At 70.0% G+C, this 17,778-nt stretch carries 8 protein-coding genes; 4 read left to right on the top strand and 4 right to left on the bottom strand.

Annotation, left to right across the window (positions count from 1 at the left end):
- Positions 1 to 13: 13 nt before the first annotated feature.
- Positions 14 to 1,750 carry a protein kinase domain-containing protein gene (locus tag ACWDOP_RS11865; RefSeq protein ID WP_456345045.1) on the top strand — a complete coding sequence of 579 codons (1,737 nt, stop codon included), beginning with the start codon at positions 14 to 16 and terminating at the stop codon, positions 1,748 to 1,750.
- Positions 1,751 to 1,808: 58 nt separating this feature from the next.
- Here ACWDOP_RS11865 and ACWDOP_RS11860 read toward each other — a convergent pair whose 3' ends face one another.
- Positions 1,809 to 3,605 (bottom strand): hypothetical protein, encoded by a 1,797-nt coding sequence (locus tag ACWDOP_RS11860; RefSeq protein WP_456345044.1) that lies wholly within the window; start codon positions 3,603 to 3,605, stop codon positions 1,809 to 1,811.
- 222 nt (positions 3,606 to 3,827) lie between these two features.
- Here ACWDOP_RS11860 and ACWDOP_RS11855 point away from each other — a divergent pair, with 222 nt between their 5' ends.
- On the top strand, positions 3,828 to 4,529 hold the full coding sequence (locus ACWDOP_RS11855) for an HAD family hydrolase (RefSeq protein ID WP_456345043.1): 702 nt from the start codon (positions 3,828 to 3,830) through the stop codon (positions 4,527 to 4,529).
- 225 nt (positions 4,530 to 4,754) lie between these two features.
- Positions 4,755 to 6,416 carry a cutinase family protein gene (locus ACWDOP_RS11850; protein WP_456345042.1) on the top strand — a complete coding sequence of 554 codons (1,662 nt, stop codon included), beginning with the start codon at positions 4,755 to 4,757 and terminating at the stop codon, positions 6,414 to 6,416.
- Between the two features lie 151 nt (positions 6,417 to 6,567).
- On the opposite strand, the gene ACWDOP_RS11845 is transcribed toward ACWDOP_RS11850, so the two are convergent.
- Genes ACWDOP_RS11845 through ACWDOP_RS11835 form a run of 3 tightly spaced genes read right to left on the bottom strand, consistent with a single transcriptional unit; the run spans position 6,568 to position 9,694 of the window.
- Positions 6,568 to 7,533, bottom strand: coding sequence for a TauD/TfdA dioxygenase family protein (locus ACWDOP_RS11845; protein WP_456345041.1), 966 nt, complete (start codon positions 7,531 to 7,533; stop codon positions 6,568 to 6,570).
- A 34-nt stretch (positions 7,534 to 7,567) separates the two neighbouring features.
- Positions 7,568 to 8,758, bottom strand: coding sequence for an acyl-CoA dehydrogenase family protein (locus tag ACWDOP_RS11840; RefSeq protein ID WP_456345040.1), 1,191 nt, complete (start codon positions 8,756 to 8,758; stop codon positions 7,568 to 7,570).
- Positions 8,759 to 8,812: 54 nt separating this feature from the next.
- The gene (locus tag ACWDOP_RS11835; RefSeq protein ID WP_454206619.1) at positions 8,813 to 9,694 is read right to left on the bottom strand and encodes a LysR family transcriptional regulator; all 882 of its coding nucleotides are present in this window, start codon (positions 9,692 to 9,694) and stop codon (positions 8,813 to 8,815) included.
- Positions 9,695 to 10,049: 355 nt separating this feature from the next.
- On the opposite strand from ACWDOP_RS11835, the gene ACWDOP_RS11830 reads away from it, so the two are divergent.
- On the top strand, positions 10,050 to 17,771 hold the full coding sequence (locus tag ACWDOP_RS11830; RefSeq protein WP_456345039.1) for a type I polyketide synthase: 7,722 nt from the start codon (positions 10,050 to 10,052) through the stop codon (positions 17,769 to 17,771).
- Positions 17,772 to 17,778: the final 7 nt, after the last annotated feature.

Raw genomic sequence — 17,778 nt, 5'->3', positions numbered from 1 at the left:
GGGGTACAACCACATGACTTCAGACCGGCTGATTGCGGGGCGGTACCGACTAACGGATCCGATCGGCACCGGTGCGATGGGGGTCGTGTGGCGCGCGACCGATGTTCGGCTGCGGCGCACCGTGGCCGTGAAGCAGTTGCTGCTGGGTCCGGGGCTCACCAGATCCCAGGCGCTCGAGGCCAAGATGCGGGCGATGCGGGAGGGGCGCATCGCCGCGCGGTTGCACCACCCCAACGCCGTGACCGTCTTCGACGTCGCGGAGGAGGACGGCCAGCCGTGGCTGGTCATGGAGTACGTGAACGCCGCCTCGCTCGCGGCGCTCATGCGGGACAAGGGTCCGCTCGAGCCCACCGAGGTCGCCCGGATCGGGGCCAAGGTGGCCGCGGCGCTGGCCGCCGCGCACAAGGCGGGCATCGTGCACCGCGATGTGAAGCCCGCCAACATCCTGGTCGCCGACGACGGCACGGTGAAGATCACCGACTTCGGCATCTCGCGCGCCATCGGCGATGTGACGGTGACCTCCACCGGCTTCCTGGCGGGCACGCCCGCCTACCTCGCACCCGAGGTGGCACGCGGGGAGAACCCGGAATCGCCGTCGGACGTGTTCGCGCTGGGTTCGACGCTGTACGCCGCCGTGGAGGGCAAGCCGCCCTTCGGTGAGGGCGACAATCCGCTCGCGGTCCTGCATTCGGTGGCCCGGGCCATGGTGCCGCCGCCGCGCCGGGCCGGTGCGCTCGGTTCGGTGCTCATGGACCTGCTCGCCGCCGAGGCGGACGACCGGCCCGATATGGAACAGGCCGCCGAACGCCTGCAGGCGGTGGCGGACGGGCGTGTGCCCGCCCCGCATCAGCCGACCAAGATCCTGCCCACCGCGGGAGCGGCCGCCGCGGTGACCCCAGGCCCCGCCGATGCGTCGGCCTCGGATGCCACCACCGTCCTGTCCACCTCGCACTCCGGCCCGGCCGGCAATGCCGGTGACGCCACGGTGCACATCGACATGGTCAAGGACAAGGGCACGGACAAGTCCGCCGCCCCGGTCCCGCCGGGGACCGGTCCCATGGTGCCCTTCGCGGCGAAGAACGGTGGCGGCGAAGGCAATTCACGCCGGTTCGCGCTGGCAGCCCTGGGTGTGGTCGCGGCATTGCTGCTGGCCACGGTGATCGCCCTCGCGGTCAATCGCGGCGGTGACGAGCCGCCGTCCACCGCCGGCGGCACCAGCGCCACCGCGCCCGCACCGGGCCAGGAGCCCTCGGAGAACCCCGAACCGGCGCCCGGCGGCGGCAACGTACAGCAGCCCTCGCGCACCGGCGCGGCCGGCCAGGCCCCGCGGGCCACCACCACGACCACCGTGCCGCCGACCACCACCTCGGCGAACCCGAGCACCACGAGCACCACGAGCACGACCACCACGACCACCCCGCCGACGACCACGTCGGCCGGTCCGCCGTCCCCGGCGTCGGTGGCCTCGTTCGTGCAGGGCTACTACGGGATGCTGCCCGGCAACGTGGGCGGCGCGTGGGGGATGCTCACGCCCGGCTACCAGGCCTCGACCGGCGGCTACAACTCGTATTCGGCGTTCTGGTCGGGCATTTCGTCGGTGAGCGTGGGCGGGGTCACCCCGTCCGGTGAGAACCGCGTCGTGGTCAACCTGACCTACAAGATGAAGAACGGTCAGGTCAGCAGCGAAAGCCGGTGGATCCAGGTCGATTCCGCCGGCGGCCGGATGACGATCGCGGCCTCCGGGCTCTGACGCGCGTACGACGCGGCCCCCGGCACAGTCGGTGCCGGCGGCCGCGTCGTGCCCGTGCTCAGCGGGCGCTGGTGCGGAACGGCTCGGCCGGCGCGCCCAGGTTCGGTGTGCCCAGCAGGGCCGGCGAACTCAGCGCGTAGATCCCGTCGTTGGTGAGCAGCCACACGATCTTGCGGTCGTATTCGACGTACACCCCGTGGGTCGGATTGCTGCGCGCCCAGTCCTGGGTCTCGGGTCCGAAGGTCGGCGGCGCGAAGTACCCGGCGATCGTCGGGTTCGCGGGGTCGGAGACGTCGAAGAACTGCGCGCCCGCGTTGTAGAAGTCGTAGATCAGCAGTCCGTCCTTAGGGTCGCCGGGTGAGGTGTAGTACCCGCTGCGCTTGGGGCCGAAGCTGCCGCCGCGCTGGCAGTAGTCGGTCACCGGCGCGTTCTCGGGCGGGGTGGGCCGGGGGAGCCGGTCGACGATGCGCGGATTCGCGGGATCGGTGGCGTCGATCTGGAAGATGTCCTTGTACGGCTCGTAGCAGTCCTCGGACAGTGGATAGCCGCTGAGGTAGACCATGCCGGTGCGCTCGAACTGGGAGACGTCGATGTTGTCGGCCTCGGTGCCCGAGACGGACATCGGGATGTCGAGGTGACCGACCTCGCGCAGATTCGCCGGATCGGAGATGTCCAGGATCGACATGCCGAACCCGCCCATCGCCGCGAAACCGTATCGGCCGCCCTGCTCGATCGGGGTCGGGATGTAGAGCGGATTGCGCGCACCCATCCACGAGGTCCGGTTGCCGCAGCGCGGATTGGCCCGGTAGGCGGCGTCCTCACCGCGCACCATGCCCTCGCGGTGCCAGGTGTCCAGCAGCCGCGGCTGGGCCGGATCGGCCATGTCCCAGACCTGGAATCCGTTGGCGTACAGGTAGGTCGGGTATTCCTGGTTCGACCAGTCGTCGCTCGGCGCGGTCGAGACGAACATATACCGGCCGCCGTCCCAGTGCGGGACGTCGAGCGAGCCCGAGCCCTGCTGCGGCTTGCTCGTGTCCGGGGCGAGCGGATCGCGCTGGGCGGCATCGGTGCTCACCGTGGCCAGCAGTTGCCAGTCCCGCTTGCGTGGCCCGTTGAGCTTGTAGACCTTGAAGCCCTTGAACTGGGTGTCCGCGCGGGCGGCGGCCACACCGTCGGGCGCGCCGAACTTGCTGTGTTCGGGGGTGTCGCCGAGCCAGAAGGGGATCTGCCGGCGCATCTCGAAACTCTGCACCATGATGTAGCCGCCGTAGTGTTCGCTCCACTGAATGGTGGACGCGCCCCAGTAGTCGTGCGCGGCCCAATCCTTGCCCGCGACCGCCTCGTCGTTGCCGTCGACCTCGCCCAGGTCCTCGCGGGACAGCGACTCCACGACGCGAACGTCCCGGACGTCGGTGATGTCGTAGACCCTGGCCTCGCTGCGGTCGTACTGGAACATGTATCGGCGGCCGTCGAAGTCGACGATGTTCTGCCAGGAATGGAAGGGGTCCGGGGTGAATCGCTGACCCCCGTAGTGCGCCTCGACCGTCACGTTGTCGCTGCGATAGGTGTTCGGGTCGTAGCCGCCGGTCGCCGGGAAGAGCTCTTCGCCGCCGCCGGGGAACGGATGCTGTTCCTCCTCGTTGACGTAGGTCAGCCCGGGATGCAGGAACGTGCCGTCGTTCTGCATGCCGTAGCTGCCGGGATCGACCGCCGCGGGCCGGCGGTCCCCGCAGACCAGCGGGATATCGGGGTCCGCCGCGACCGTGTTCGCACCGCGCTCGTCCGCGATCTTCGTCACCACCGTCGTCGCGCCCGTCACGGCGAGCGCCGCCGCGGCGACCGCGGCCCATCTCATTCGCGTGTTCACGGTAGGAAAGTCTGCTGGCGGGCGGAAACGGAAAACCCCTCCTCGAAGCCGCTTTCGCGGGCGCGGTTCCGGCCGCCGGGCCCTTGTCCCGCGAGGGCAGCGGTGCTATGCGGGGGCGATGGGTCGTCGAACGGATGGTCGATCCTCGCCGGACCCGTTCGCGCCCGGGCCGATACGCTGGGCACGGCCGTGCGGCGTATGCGGTCCTTGATGAGGCATGTGAGAGGAGCGGACCCGGTGACCCGGTTGCAAGCCGTGCTGTGGGATATGGACGGAACCCTGCTCGACTCGGAGAAGCTCTGGGATGTCGCGGTGCGCGAACTCGCCGCCGAACTGGGCCACGAGATGAACGACGACATGCGCCGCGCGCTGATCGGCGCCTCGGGTCCCAACGCCCTGCGCATCATGTTCACCGGTCTAGGGCTCGATCCCACCCCCGCGGCGCTGCGCGAGGCCGGGCAGTGGATCGAGCGGCGCGTCATCGAACTGTTCCGCGATCCGATTCCGTGGCGACCGGGTGCGCGGGAGGTCCTCGCCGCGCTGGCGGCCGCGGATCTGCCCATGGCCCTGGTGACCAACACCAAACGCTCCCTGACCGAGTACGGCCTGGACACCCTGGGCAGGCACCACTTCCGGGCGACCGTGTGCGCCGACGAGGTCGGGCAGGGCAAGCCCGCGCCCGACGTGTACCTGCGGGCGGCCGAACTCCTCGGCGTCGACCCCGAACACACTGTGGCCATTGAGGATTCGCCCACGGGTGCGATATCGGCCGCGGCCGCGGGCTGCACGGTGCTCGTCATCCCGTGCGAGATCGCGGTCCCCGAGGCTCCGGGGCGCAACTTCCGCGAGTCGCTGGTCGGGGTCACGCACAACGATCTGCACGAACTGGTGCTGGCCCGGCACGCCCGCTGATCGGGCCGCCGCGCACGCGAACTCCCGAGCGAGCCGGGGTGACCGGGGTCACCGTCGCCCGCCGGTGTATTCGGGAACTGCCTGATGGGCGGGGGTAATCCGAGCCATGGCGATAGCCGATCGGTTGCGTAAGTAACGCTTTCACGGGCCCCGACGACGTCTCCTGTGACACTGGCCCGTTCGTCGGGGGCCCGGCCATCCGCTTTGTGGAATGGGGATATTGGCATGCCTTTGGGCGAATTTTTCGCAAAACACAAGATTGCTTCGGCGGTGGCCGCCCCGGCAATCCTGGGTGTGGTCGCGGTGGTGGGGGCCACCCTGACCCTGTCCGAGCCCGAATCCGAGACCGCGGTGCCGCAATTGCGCTCCTCGGTCACCGAATGCCATGACATGGTGACCATTTCGGTCGCCGGTCGCGGGGACACCCCGGTCGCGGGGACCACCAAACTGCTCGTCGACGCCAATGGCCAGGAGTTGCCCGCGGCGCTGTCCGGCGATCACAAGAGCCCGTGGCTCGACCCCATCGTGAACGCGCCGTCCGACTACGTGAACCCCGGGTCGAACGCGGCGATCTACATCGCCTACCCGGCGAACATGGCCACCTACGAGGACGCGGTCAACACCGGTGTGGCCAACACCGAGCGTGTGATGACCGAGATCTCCAAGGCCTGCCCGGACACCAAGTACTCGATCGTCGGCTACAGCGAGGGCGCCGATGTCGTGCGCCGCGTGGCCATGAAGATCGGCAATCAGGAAGCCGGCGCCGACGGTAAGTACGGCATCGTGAATCCGGACGACGTGGTCGGCGTGGTCATTCTCGCCGACGCCGGGCGCAAGGAGGGCGATTGCACCTTCCTCGGTGCGAAGGATCCGTGCAGCAACCCGGACAACTTCGACCAGAAGTATCAGAACGGCTCCAACACCGCCGGCGGCGCGGGCGCGCTGCCCGGGACCAGCGGTGACTTCGGCAAGCTCAACGGCCGGATCGCCTCGTTCTGCTCGGACGGCGACCTCACCTGCGCCGCACCCAAGAACATCTCGCTGCTGACCCTCGCGGTCAATGTCGGCCGCCAGGTCAACGCCGATCAGCTCGAGCGCGAGGGCCTGACCCCGGCGACCGGTATGGACGTCGCGATGGTGCTCGGCGACATCGCCCTCAAGGCGTTCGCGGACATCCAGTCCCAGCCGAACTGGATGGCGAGCAACGAGACCTTCCTGTCGGTGCTGCTGCGGGTGTCGGACCCGAACTACACCCCCGGTGAGAAGCGCCCCGTCGCCGCGGCGGATGCCATTGCCGCCGAGAGCATGTCGCCGCTGGCGTACCTGCCGCAGAAGGTCTTCAACGAGATCATCGGCCTGATCACGACGAACCAGAACACGATCCCCGTGATCATGAGCGACCCGTACAACCTGACCCTGGGCCCGAACCACTCCGGCCATCACTTCGATTATTGGAAGGACGCGAACGCCGCGAACGGCAAGCCCCTGACCTCGGCCGAGTACGCGGCGGCCTGGCTGACCGAGCTCGCCAAGAAGGCCCAGGCCGGCGATCTGGACGTGACCACCACGCCCAAGACCACCACGAAGGCCGTGGAGAAGGCCGGCCTGGCCGCGGATCCCGCCGCGCCCCAGACCACGAAGTCGACCACAACCACCACCACGACGACCACGACGACGGATGCCAAGGCCGACGCCAAGGCCCCCGCGACGACGACGGACCCGTCCACGACGTCCGGGTCGACGACCGTGGATCCGACGACCGTTGCTCCCACGACGGTGAAACCGGCCGATCCGGCCCCCACGACCGTGGAGGCCGCGAAGCCGACAACGACGGCTCCGACCACGACCACGACGGTGGCTCCGACCACGACATCCCCGTCGAACTGATCCCGGTCTCCACCGCGGCCCCGTCGAATCCGACGGGGCCGCAGTGCGTTTCAGGATGGGTCGGCTCCGGTTCCGGGCGCCGTCCTCGGGGCGAGATGAGCGCGGGTGCTGGTACCTTTTGCTGCAGGCTGCGAGGGCGTACCGCCGTGGGTCAGTTCGCGAAGAACCCCAGCCTCGGCGACGGGACGACCTCGCTGTAGTGCGAAGCGTCCCCCTTCAGCACTTCGCTGTGGGCTCCGTCGACGGAGACCGGGAGGTCGCCTGCGAGGGTGATGCGGTGGAGCTTGCGTGGCTGGTCGCCGAAGTCGGCTATGCCGTAGTGCTGGGTGGCGCGGTTGTCCCAGATCGCGACGTCGCCGAGGGTCCAGTTCCAGCGGAAAGTGTTCTCCAGTTTGGTGATTCGGGCCTGCAGGAGTTGGTAGAGGGTGCGGAACTCCGGGGTCGTCAGGCCGCGGAAGCTCTTCGCGAAATGGCCCAGGAGGAGGGAGCGTTCGCCAGTTTCGGGGTGGACGCGCACCACGGGGTGTTCGGTCTGGAACTCGGTGCTGGTGAACACGTCGTACTGTTTGCCGATGTTGGAGCCGCCGGACTGGTCGACATAGTCGTACAGGTTGCTGTGGGTGGCCCACAGGTGTTCGGTCAGCGTGCGCAGCGGCGCGGGTAGTTGCTCGTAGGCGGCGACCGTCGATGCCCAGGTGGTGGCTCCGCCGTAGGTGGGAAGGATGACGGCGCGCAGGATCGAGGCCTTGGGGACGCGGTCGACGAAGGTGACGTCGGTGTGCCAGGTGTTCGCCGCGCCGTCGATCGGCAGCACCCGGGCGCCGGGTGCGGCGAGGGTCGGATGAGGTTCGGTCGGTGTGCCGAGCAGCTGCGCGAACTCGTGGTGCGATTCGTCATCGAGATGCTGCTGATCGGTGAAGACGACGACCTTGTTGATCGCCAGGGCGAGCCGGATCGCTTCGACCTGCTCGGCGGGCACGTCGCCCCCGAGTCGCACGCCGCCGATCCGCGCGCCGATGTGCTCGCCGAGCTTCTCGACCGTGATGCCGGCGTCGCGGAAGATCCCGGCGGCCTCGGCCGCGCGATCCGCCCGGGTGTCCGGATGTGCCAATGTCATTGTCTGTACTCCGTATCCGTGACCGGTGGCGGGACTATTCGCCGAGCAGGAAGTTGCCGATGTACTCGCGGACGCTGTCGCTGCTGGGCGGATGGAAGCTCCCCGCCCGGACGTCTCGGTACAGCCGCTCCAGCTCGTTGCGGCGGTGGATCGACCCGCCGCCGCCGATCTCCAGCGCGAGATCCACCACGGTGCGCGCGGTTCTGGTGCCGTTCTCCTTCACGGCGAACAACGCCAGCAGCAGCCGGTCGCCGAGATCGTCACCGCGAGCGAGCACCTCGGTGATGTGATCGAGGTGGGCGGTCGCGGCTTCCAGCGCCAACTCGGCGTCGGCCGCGTGATACCGCACGAACGGCTTCCCGGCCACGGGCTTGCCGCCCAGGCTCAGCACGTTGCGGGTCCGCGCCGACTCGAGGGCGACATCGACTGCGCGGCGGCCGATTCCGAGGTACACGTTCACCAGCGCCGGGATCGCCCAGGGCAGGATCGAGGAGATGAACGGACCCGGGTTCTCGCCGCGCTCGTAGCTCTCGACCACATGCTCCTGCGCCACGAACACATCGGTGAGCACCGTGTCGTGGCTGGCGGTCGCCCGCACCCCGAGGGTGTCCCAGGTTTCGACGGTGCGCACACCCGGGCTGGTGCGCGGTACGAACGCGTGCAGGATGCGCGGGTGCTCGGGATCGCTGTCGTCGCGGGCGTGGATGCCCAGCCAGTCCCAGGCCGGCGACAGCGAGGTGAAGATCTTGTGCCCGTTGATCAGGTAGCCGCCCTCGACCGGCACCGCACCGGTGGTGGAATCGTCGATGGCCAGGTCGTTACCGCGCTCTCCGTGACCGGCGGCGATGACCTTGCCCGCCGCGACCTCGCGCGCGAGCCAGTCCAGGGACGTGTCACCGGCGGCGATCCGGTCGGCCAGCGGGCCGGTCCAGTACAGGTGCATGTTCACACCGAGTGCGGTGGCCGGCGCCCAGTACGCGAGCGCGCGCTGGGCGCGGTTGAATTCGGGGAGACTCCACCCGAGCCCGCCGTGGCTGACCGGGATCGCCGCCCGCAGGTATCCGATGTCCCGCAGTTCGTCGAGGTCCTCGGTGAAGAAGCGGTTGTCGCGATCGTATTCGGGGGCGCGCTGGTGAAATCGGTGCAGCAGCGCTTCGGGCAGGACCCCGGGCGTCAGCACCTCGGTGACCGGTGCATCGGTGGTCTCTACGGCGAGATCTGTCATGGGACAACTACTTTCGGAGTGTGGAGATGGGGATTGGCACGCGCGGGATTCGGCTCACGCGACCCCGCGCAACCCGCTCCCGGAGATCGCGCGGTAATGCGCGGTGATGGCCTCGACCGCGATGTTCTCGATGTGGTCCTCGAGTCCGCGCCGGGTGACCAGGCGGACATCGATCGCCCCGACCTCGGGTAGTTCGCCGACCGGGAGGAGATCGCACGGCCCGGAGGACAGACACGGCAGCAGAGCGACGCCCAGACCCGCCTTCGCCGCGGCGAGCAAGCCGTCGAGGTTGCCCGATTCGGCGGTGACCGAGACCTCGTAGCCGCGCTCGCCGAGCGCCTGGACGGCGCGACGGCGCAGGCCGCAGGGTTCGGCGAAGGCGACCAGCGAGATCGGCCCCGGCGCCGGCGGCAATTGCCAGTTCGGCCCGGCGAACCACCTCAGGTCCAAGACGCCCACCTCGGTGCCGACCGGCTCGGCGGTGTTGCCGCCCAGCACGACCACCAGATCCAGCACACCTTTGACGACCGCGTCGGTCAACGCGGTGGATCGGTCGATCCGAAAGTGCAGTCCCGCTTCGGGATACGTGGTGCGCAGGACGCCGAGCAGGTCGGGCAGCAGGCCGTCGGCCGCGTGCTCGGTAGAACCGATATTGATCTGCGGGCGGGGTGCTTCGGCGAACCGGGCCAGGACCTGGTCCTGCGCGGCGAGCAGCCGCCGGGCCTCGGTCACGAGCCGCTCGCCCTCGGGGGTGAAACGTGAAGTGCGGCCGTTTTTTTCGACGAGCACGCACTTGAGCCTCCGCTCCAGCATCCGGATGTGCTGGCTGACGGTGGGCTGGCTCAGGTGTAACGCGTCCGCCGCGCGCCGGAAGCCGCCGGTGTCGGCGATGGTCACAAGTGTGCGCAAATGCAGCAAATCCAGCGGATCAGGCATACCGTACAGTCACCTTCGGGTTGGTCGACGCTGAATCACCATCTAACCGGAGAGCGAATCGCATTACCGCCCTTTGAATCTCCGAGATTGCAAATCAATTGCAAGGATGGTTTCGTAATCCCTGAACGCGACTGTGGCAATTGATCGGATTCATGGATCGATCGATATCGGATATGCCGATCGAGAGCTGAAACATATTGGTGCACAGTGGGTTACATCGATCCACAGGTGATGTGACCTGTGCCACCTCCGGTTGTTGGTTCGCGAATAGGACTCGCACAATAACTTCCACGCGGAGCTTTCGGGCGGGGGTAGTAACCGAATTCTTCTCCGGATCAAAAGGAGATCTGATCTAGTGAACGATTTTCGGCGCGAGGGAATCGCGAGTGCGGTCGCGATCGTGGGCGTTTCCTGCCGGCTTCCCGGTGCGAACAATCCCGGTGAATTCTGGAATCTCCTGAAAACGGCGGGAAATTCCGTCGGAGTGCCCGCGGCATCGCGTGCGGCCGCCGGCGGCGAGGTGGCGGGCCTGGTCGGCGGCTTCCTCGCGCAGGTGGACCGCTTCGACGCCGCCTTCTTCGGTATTTCCCCGGCAGAGGCACGTCTGATGGACCCGCAGCAGCGGCTATTGCTCGAATTGGCTTGGGAGGCAGCCGAAGACGCGAACATTCCGATCACCGCGCTACAGGGCTCCGCCACCGGCGTCTTCGCCGCCGCGATGGCCGCGGACTATGCCGTACTGGCGCAGGCCGGCGGGACCGAGGCGATTTCACGGCACACCCTCACCGGCCAGAGTCGCGGTGCGCTCGCGAACCGGCTCTCCTATGTTTTCGGCCTGCGCGGGGCCAGTCTCACCGTCGACTCCGGCCAGTCTTCCGGCCTGGCCGCGGTTCACCTGGCTTGCGCGAGTCTGCATGCGGGCGAAACGGATTCGGCGTTCGTCGCTGCGGTGAACCTGAACCTGACGCGCGACGGCGCGCTCACCGCCGAGAGATTCGGCGGTGTGTCCGCGACCGGTCGCGCGTCGGTGTTCGATGCCGATCGCGACGGCTATGTGCGCGGGGAGGGCGCGGTAGCGCTGCTGCTCAAACCACTGGATCGCGCTGTCGCGGAACAGGATCGAATCCATGCGGTGATCCGCGCGACCGCCGTGGCCAATGACGGCGGCGGGCAATCGTTCACCGTGCCCACCGTCGCCGGGCAGTCCGCGGTCATCGGCCGAGCCCTCGAACGAGCCGGCATAGCCCCCGGAGACGTGCAGTACGTGGAACTGCACGGCACCGGAACACGCGCCGGGGATCCGATCGAGGCGGCGGCGCTGGCCGAGACCATCGGCCGCACCCGCGCGGCTGCCGACCCACTGCTGGTCGGATCGGTCAAGTCCAGCATCGGGCACCTCGAGGGCGCGGCGGGGCTCGCCGGACTGTTGAAGACGGTGCTGAGCCTGCGCCATCGCGAACTGCCCGCGACGCTCGGGCATGACAAGCCCGATCCCGCACTGCGGCTCGAAGAATCGAACCTGCGGGTGGTAACCGGCGGACGTGCCTGGCCGCATCCGGAGCGCAGTCTGGTGGCGGGGGTCAGCTCGTTCGGGATGGGTGGGACCAACGCCCACGTGATCGTCGAGCAGGCGCCCGCCGGAGCCGATGGCCGGCGGGAGCGAGACGGCGGAGAGCGAACGGTAGACGATTCGGTCGCGTCTGCGAAAGCGGTTGTGCCGGTAGTTGTCTCGGCCCGCTCGGTCGCGGCGTTGCGCGCGCAGGGCGAGAGCCTTGCCGACTTCGTCGCCGCCCACGCTCCCGGTATCTCGTCGCTGGCCTCGGGCCTGCTCCGTGGTCGGGTCGCATTCGGCACTCGCGCTGTCGTTCTGGCTGCGGATCATGACGGTCTGCTGGCCGGTCTGCGAGCCCTGTCGCAGGGGCGCACGATCGCGGGTCTGGTCACGGGATCCGGTGCGCGCGGCAGCGTGGGCGTGGTGTTCGGCGGCCAGGGCAGCCAGCGTGCGGGAGCAGGAGCGCAACTGTACGACCTCTTCCCGGTGTTCCGCGCCTCCTTCGACGAGTCCGTGGCCCTGCTCGATCGGTATCTGGGTGCGGCGGTGGATTTCTCGGTGCGCGAGGTGGCCTTCGGCGCACCGGGTACCGAAGGGCTGATCGACCGGACGATCTACACGCAGCCGGTGATCTTCGCGGTCGAGGTCGCGCTGTACCGGTTGCTCGAATCGTGGGGGATCGAGGTCGCGGCCGTGGCGGGGCATTCGATCGGCGGTGTGGTGGCCGCGCATGTGGCCGGTGCGGTCTCCCTCGCGGACGCGGCGCGGCTGGTCGCGGCGCGCGGCACCCTGATGGGTGCACTGCCCTCCGGCGGCGCGATGGTGGCGGTCGAGGCGAGCGAGCCGGAGGTCCGGTCCGCGATCGAGACCGCCGGTCTGTCGCGAACGGTGGCGGTCGCGGCGGTGAACGGCCCGCTGGCGGTGGTGATCTCGGGCTCGGACGAGGAGGTCGCGACCGTGGCCGCCACGCTCTCCGCGTCCGGTCGGCGGGTCAAGCGGCTGACGGTGTCGCACGCCTTCCACTCCGAAGCCATGGATCCCGTGCTCGCCGAGTTCGAAGCGGTGGTCGAGGAATTGACCTGGACCGCGCCCGAACTCACCCTCGTCTCCGATGCGACCGGCAGGCGGGTCGCGGCAGCCGAGGAGCTCGGACCGGCCTACTGGTCCCGGCACCTGCGCGGTACCGTCCGCTTCGCCGACGCGGTGCGCACCCTGCGGGACGCGGGCGTCGGCACCTTCCTCGAGCTCGGCGCGGATGCCGTGCTCACCCCGATGGTGACGGCCACCCTGACCGATGCCGCCGAGACCGTCGCCGCCGCGTCCCTGCGTTCGGGTCGCGACGAGGTGACCGGCCTGCTGACCGCCGCGGCCGTCGTCCACACCAACGGCAACCGGGTCGATTGGACCGCGCTGGTGGCACCCGCGACCCACATCGACCTACCCACCTATCCCTTTCAGCGGGAACGGTTCTGGCTGGACGTGCCGGCGGACCGCGCCCCGCGGGCGGCGGACCTGCCATCGGGCGGTGCTCAGCAGGATGTGCCACTCGAGCGCGAGCCGATCGTGGCCGCCTCGAAGTCGACGCCCATCGCAGTCACCGTGCGCGAGGCGACCGCTACGGTGCTCGGCCACACCGATCCGCAGCGGCTCGACACCACGAGCACCTACCGGGACCTGGGCCTGGACTCGCTCGGCGCGCAAGAACTGGCGACCCTGCTGACGCGTGAGCTCGACCTCGCGGTGACGCCGACCGTGGTGTACGACTACCCGACCCCCGGCGCGCTCGCGGCGCACCTGGCCGACCGGCTGCGCGGGCGATCGGCCCCGGACCCGGGCATCGCCGATGCTGCGAATCCGGCAGGCGCCGTGGTTGTCTCGGACGACCCGGACGATGCCGCCGAGCCCGTCGCCATCGTCGCGGTGAGCGGGCGATTCCCCGGCGGGCACGGATCCCCCGAAGCGCTCTGGGACCTGCTGGTGACCGGTGGCGAGGCCATCGGAGACCTGCCCGGCGATCGCGGCTGGGATCTCGGCGCGCTGTCCGGCATTCTCGGCGGGGACGGTTCCCGTGGCGGATTCCTGGGCGAGGCAGCCGAGTTCGACGCGGAGTTCTTCGGCATCTCGCCGCGCGAAGCCGTCGCGATGGACCCGCAACAGCGGCTGGTCCTGGAATCGGTCTGGGAGCTGTTCGAGCGCGCGGGCATCGTCGCGGACTCCCTGCGCGGCACGCGCACCGCCGTGTACCTGGGTGCGAGCCCATCGGAATACGGTCCGCGCCTGCACGAGATGAGCGGCGCGGCAACTGGATTCGGCCTCACCGGTACCTCGCCGAGCGTCCTTTCGGGTCGCGTCGCCTACACGTTCGGCCTGGCCGGACCCGCACTGACCGTGGATACGGCGTGCTCCTCGTCGCTGGTGGCCCTGCACCTGGCCGTGCGCGCCCTGCGGGCGGGAGAGATCGATCTCGCGGTCGCAGGTGGCGTGACGGTGATGGCCGGTCCGGGCATGTTCACCGAATTCGCGAGACAGGGCGGCCTGGCCGCGGACGGCCGGTGCAAGGCGTTCGGGGCCGCCGCCGACGGGACCGGCTGGTCCGAAGCGGTGAGTGTGCTGCTGGTGGAACGGCTGTCGGACGCCCGCAGACTCGGGCACGAGGTGCTGGCCGTGGTGCGCGGCAGCGCCGTGAACCAGGACGGGGCATCCAACGGCTTGACCGCGCCCAATGGCCCGGCGCAGCGGCAGGTGATCCGGGCGGCGCTGGCGGATGCGCGTCTGGCTCCCGCCGACGTCGATCTGATCGAGGCGCACGGTACCGGCACCGCCCTCGGTGACCCGATCGAGGCGCAGGCCCTCCAGGAGACCTACGGACGGCATCGGGCCGACCCGGTCTGGCTCGGTTCGCTGAAGTCCAATATCGGTCATACCCAGGCCGCCGCGGGAACCGCCGGTGTCGCGAAGATCGTTCTGGCACTGCGCAACGAGCTGATTCCCGCGACGCTGCACGCCGAGCCGGCGTCCCCGTTCGTCGACTGGCAGGCCGGAACGTTGCGGCCCGTGCTCGAGGCGCAACCGTGGCCGCGTGCCGCGCGGCCTCGAAGGGCGGCCGTGTCGTCGTTCGGGATCAGTGGCACCAACGCCCACGTGATCATCGAAGAGGCACCCGCTCCGCGGGCTGTCGCGACGAACGAGCAGCCGAATCCATCGGCGGCCGATGCTGTTCCCGAGGACGGGGCTCCGGACGGGGTCCTGCCGTTCGTTCTATCGGGGCGGACTCCGGCCGCCCTGCGGGCACAGGCGAATCGGCTCGCCGTTCACCTGTCGGGATCGACGCGGCTCGAGACCGCCGCGGTGGCGTCCACGCTGATTCGGCACCGAGCCGGGTTCGCGGCGCGCGCGGTGGTGCTCGCCGAGGACGACGCGGCGCTGCGATCGGGTGTGCGGGCGCTGGCGGATGACCTCGACGCGGTGCACGTCGTCACCGGGCCGGGGTCCTCGCCCGGTGCGGTGGGGGTGGTGTTCGGCGGACAGGGTAGTCAGCGGGCCGGTGCGGGACGGCAACTGGCCGCGCGGTTCCCGGTCTTCCGCCACGCGTTCGAGGCCGCGGTGGAGTTGCTGGACCGGTATCTCGGTGCGGCGGTGCGGTTCTCGGTGCGCGAGGTGGCGTTCGGCGCACCCGGCACCGACGGGCTCATCGATCGGACCATCTATACCCAATCGGTCGTGTTCGCGGTGGAGGTCGCGCTCTACCGGCTGTGGGAGTCCTGGGGTGTGCCCGTGGCGGCGGTGGCCGGGCATTCGATCGGCGGCGTGGTCGCCGCGCACGTGGCGGGCGTGCTGTCCCTCGACGACGCGGCCCGGCTGGTCGCCGCCCGTGCCCGGCTGATGGACGGATTGCCGGCCGGTGGCGCGATGGTGGCGGTCGAGGCCGCCGAGGCCGAGGTGCTCGCCGCGATCGGCGCCGCCGGCGCGACGGAAACGGTGGCGGTCGCCGCGGTGAACGGTGAACGCGCGGTCGTCATCTCGGGTCCGGAGGATTCGGTGTCGACGGTTGCTGGGGACCTGACCGCGGGCGGTCGACGGGTGAAGCGGCTGGCCGTGTCCCACGCGTTCCATTCCGCCGCGATGGATTCCGTGCTCGACGAGTTTCGCGACGTGGTGTCCGAGCTGACCTTCGCCGACGTCACCGGTCCGCGCATCGTGTCCGATCACACCGGCCGCGAAGTGACCGGCGCCGAGCTCGCCGAGCCCTCGTACTGGGTCCGGCACCTGCGCGGCACGGTGCGCTTCGCGGACGCCGCACGCACCCTGGCCGCCGAAGGCATCGGGCTCGTGGTGGAGCTGGGTGCGGACTCCGTACTGGCGGCGGCGCTGTCGAGCGTGCTCGACGATGTCACCGTGGTCTCGGCCCTGCGCCGCGACCGGGACGAGGTCGCCGGCGTGCTGAGCGCCGCGGCCACCGTGTTCACCCACGGTCACCCCGTGGACTGGTCGGCGATCGTGCCCGACCACGGCCGGGCCGCCCTGCCCACCTACGCCTTCCAGCGTGAGCGCTACTGGGTGGACACACCGGGCGGCGCGGGCGACCACGTGCCCGGCGAATGGATCCATCACACCCGGTGGTCGCGATTCACTCCCGGCAACGCGACACCCGAGCACGAGACGACCTGGGTACTGGTGGGCCCGGACAACGGCGCCGCCGGCGGGTGGTCCCGAGCTCTGCGCGCTGCGCTCGGCGCCGCACATGTCACCGAACTGCGCGTGAACCCTTCGACCGCAACGAGATCCGAGCTGGACGTGGCACTGGCCGACGTGCCGGGCGAGGCCCTGAGCGTGGTGTCGTTGCTGCCCCTGGCCGCACGCGCCACGGGATCGGCGTTCGATCTCGATCTCGCCGCCGCGACCGCGATCCTGACCCGGTCCGCGGCCGCCGCGGCGCGAGTCACCGCGTTCGCGACGCTGACCGCCGCGGCGGTTGCCTCCGATGAGTTCGACGAGCTGCCGTTTCGCGATGGGGACGGAGTCGATCCCGAGCCGTCCGGAGCGTGGCACGCGGGTTTCGTCACCGCAGCGGCGACAGAAGGCGGCCTCGGTGCGGGCACCGTCATCGACGTACCGGCGGAACCGAGCACCGATGCCCTCGCGCGGATCGTCGCAGCACTGCTGAATCCCGGCGGTGAGCGCGAATTCGCCGTACGGGATGACGGAACCTGGGTGAAGCGCGTGCGACCGGGCACCCTGCGGGCCACGGGACGCTGGCGCCCGGCCGGCACCGTCCTGATTACCGGCGGCACCGGTGCGCTGGGTGCGCACGTCGCGCGACGCCTCGCCCGCAACGGGGCGACCGATCTGCTGCTGGTCAGCAGACGCGGACCACAGGCCCCCGGCGCGGCCGAGTTGATCGCCGAATTGTCCGCCGCCGGAGCCCATCCGGTGGTTGTCGCCTGCGATGTCGGCGACCGGGCCGCAGTGGCTGCCCTGCTCGCGAGCATTCCGGCCGACCGCCCGCTCACCGATGTGGTGCATACCGCCGCCGTACTCGACGACGTGTTGGTCCACGGCCTGGACCGGAAACGCCTCGAACGCGTACACCGGGCCAAAGTGGGTGCGGCGCTGCACCTGCACGAGCTGACCCGCGATATCGAACTGTCCTCCTTCGTGCTGTTCTCCTCGGTCACCGCTACCGTTCCGGCCGCGGGACAGGCGAACTACGCGCCGGGCAACGCGGTGCTCGGCGCGCTGGCGGCCCATCGCCGCCGGGCCGGGCTGCCCGCCACCGCCATCGGGTGGGGGCATTGGGCGGGCGCGGGGATCGCCGGTTCGGCGGCAGGACAGCTGCGCCGGAGCGGACTGCGGCCGATGAATCCCGCGCAGGCCCTCACCGCACTCGAGCGCGCGGTCATCGGTGGCGAGCAGGAGGTGATCGTCGCCGATATCGATTGGGCGGCAGCCGATCCGATGCACGCCCGGCTACTCGCCGAGGTGCTGTCGTCGGCCGAACCCGCGATCGCCGCCGAGCCCGCACACGAGTTCGCGGCCCTCGATGACGCCGAGCGCCACCGTCGCGTCCACGCGCTGGTTCGCCAGGAGGCGGCCGCCGCGCTGGGGCACGCCGATCCGCACGCGGTCGACGACGATCGAGGACTGCGCGATCAGGGATTCACCTCGCTGTCCTCGGTGGAATTGCGCAACCGGCTGCGCCGGCGCACCGGTCTGGACCTGCCCGCCACCGTGGTCTTCGACCATCCGACCGTCACCGCCCTGACCGCGTTCATCGCCGGCGAATTCGCTCCGGCACGACCGCCGCGAGTGGACGTCCTGCTCGGCGACCTCGAGCGCGTGGCAGCGGGATTGGCGGCTACCGATCTGTCCGCCGCCGATCGGGCCGTCGCGCTCGAGCGACTCCGGCGCCTGCTCGGTGAATCCGACGCGGGCGCAACCGAATCCGATACCACCCCGGCCCTGCCGGACTCCGCGACGGACGCCGATCTCATCGATTTCATCGGCTCCGCCCTCGGCATCTCCTGACCTGCCC

Source organism: Nocardia sp. NPDC003693 (assembly GCF_053981095.1).
This window is presented reverse-complemented; position numbering and strand designations above follow the sequence as displayed.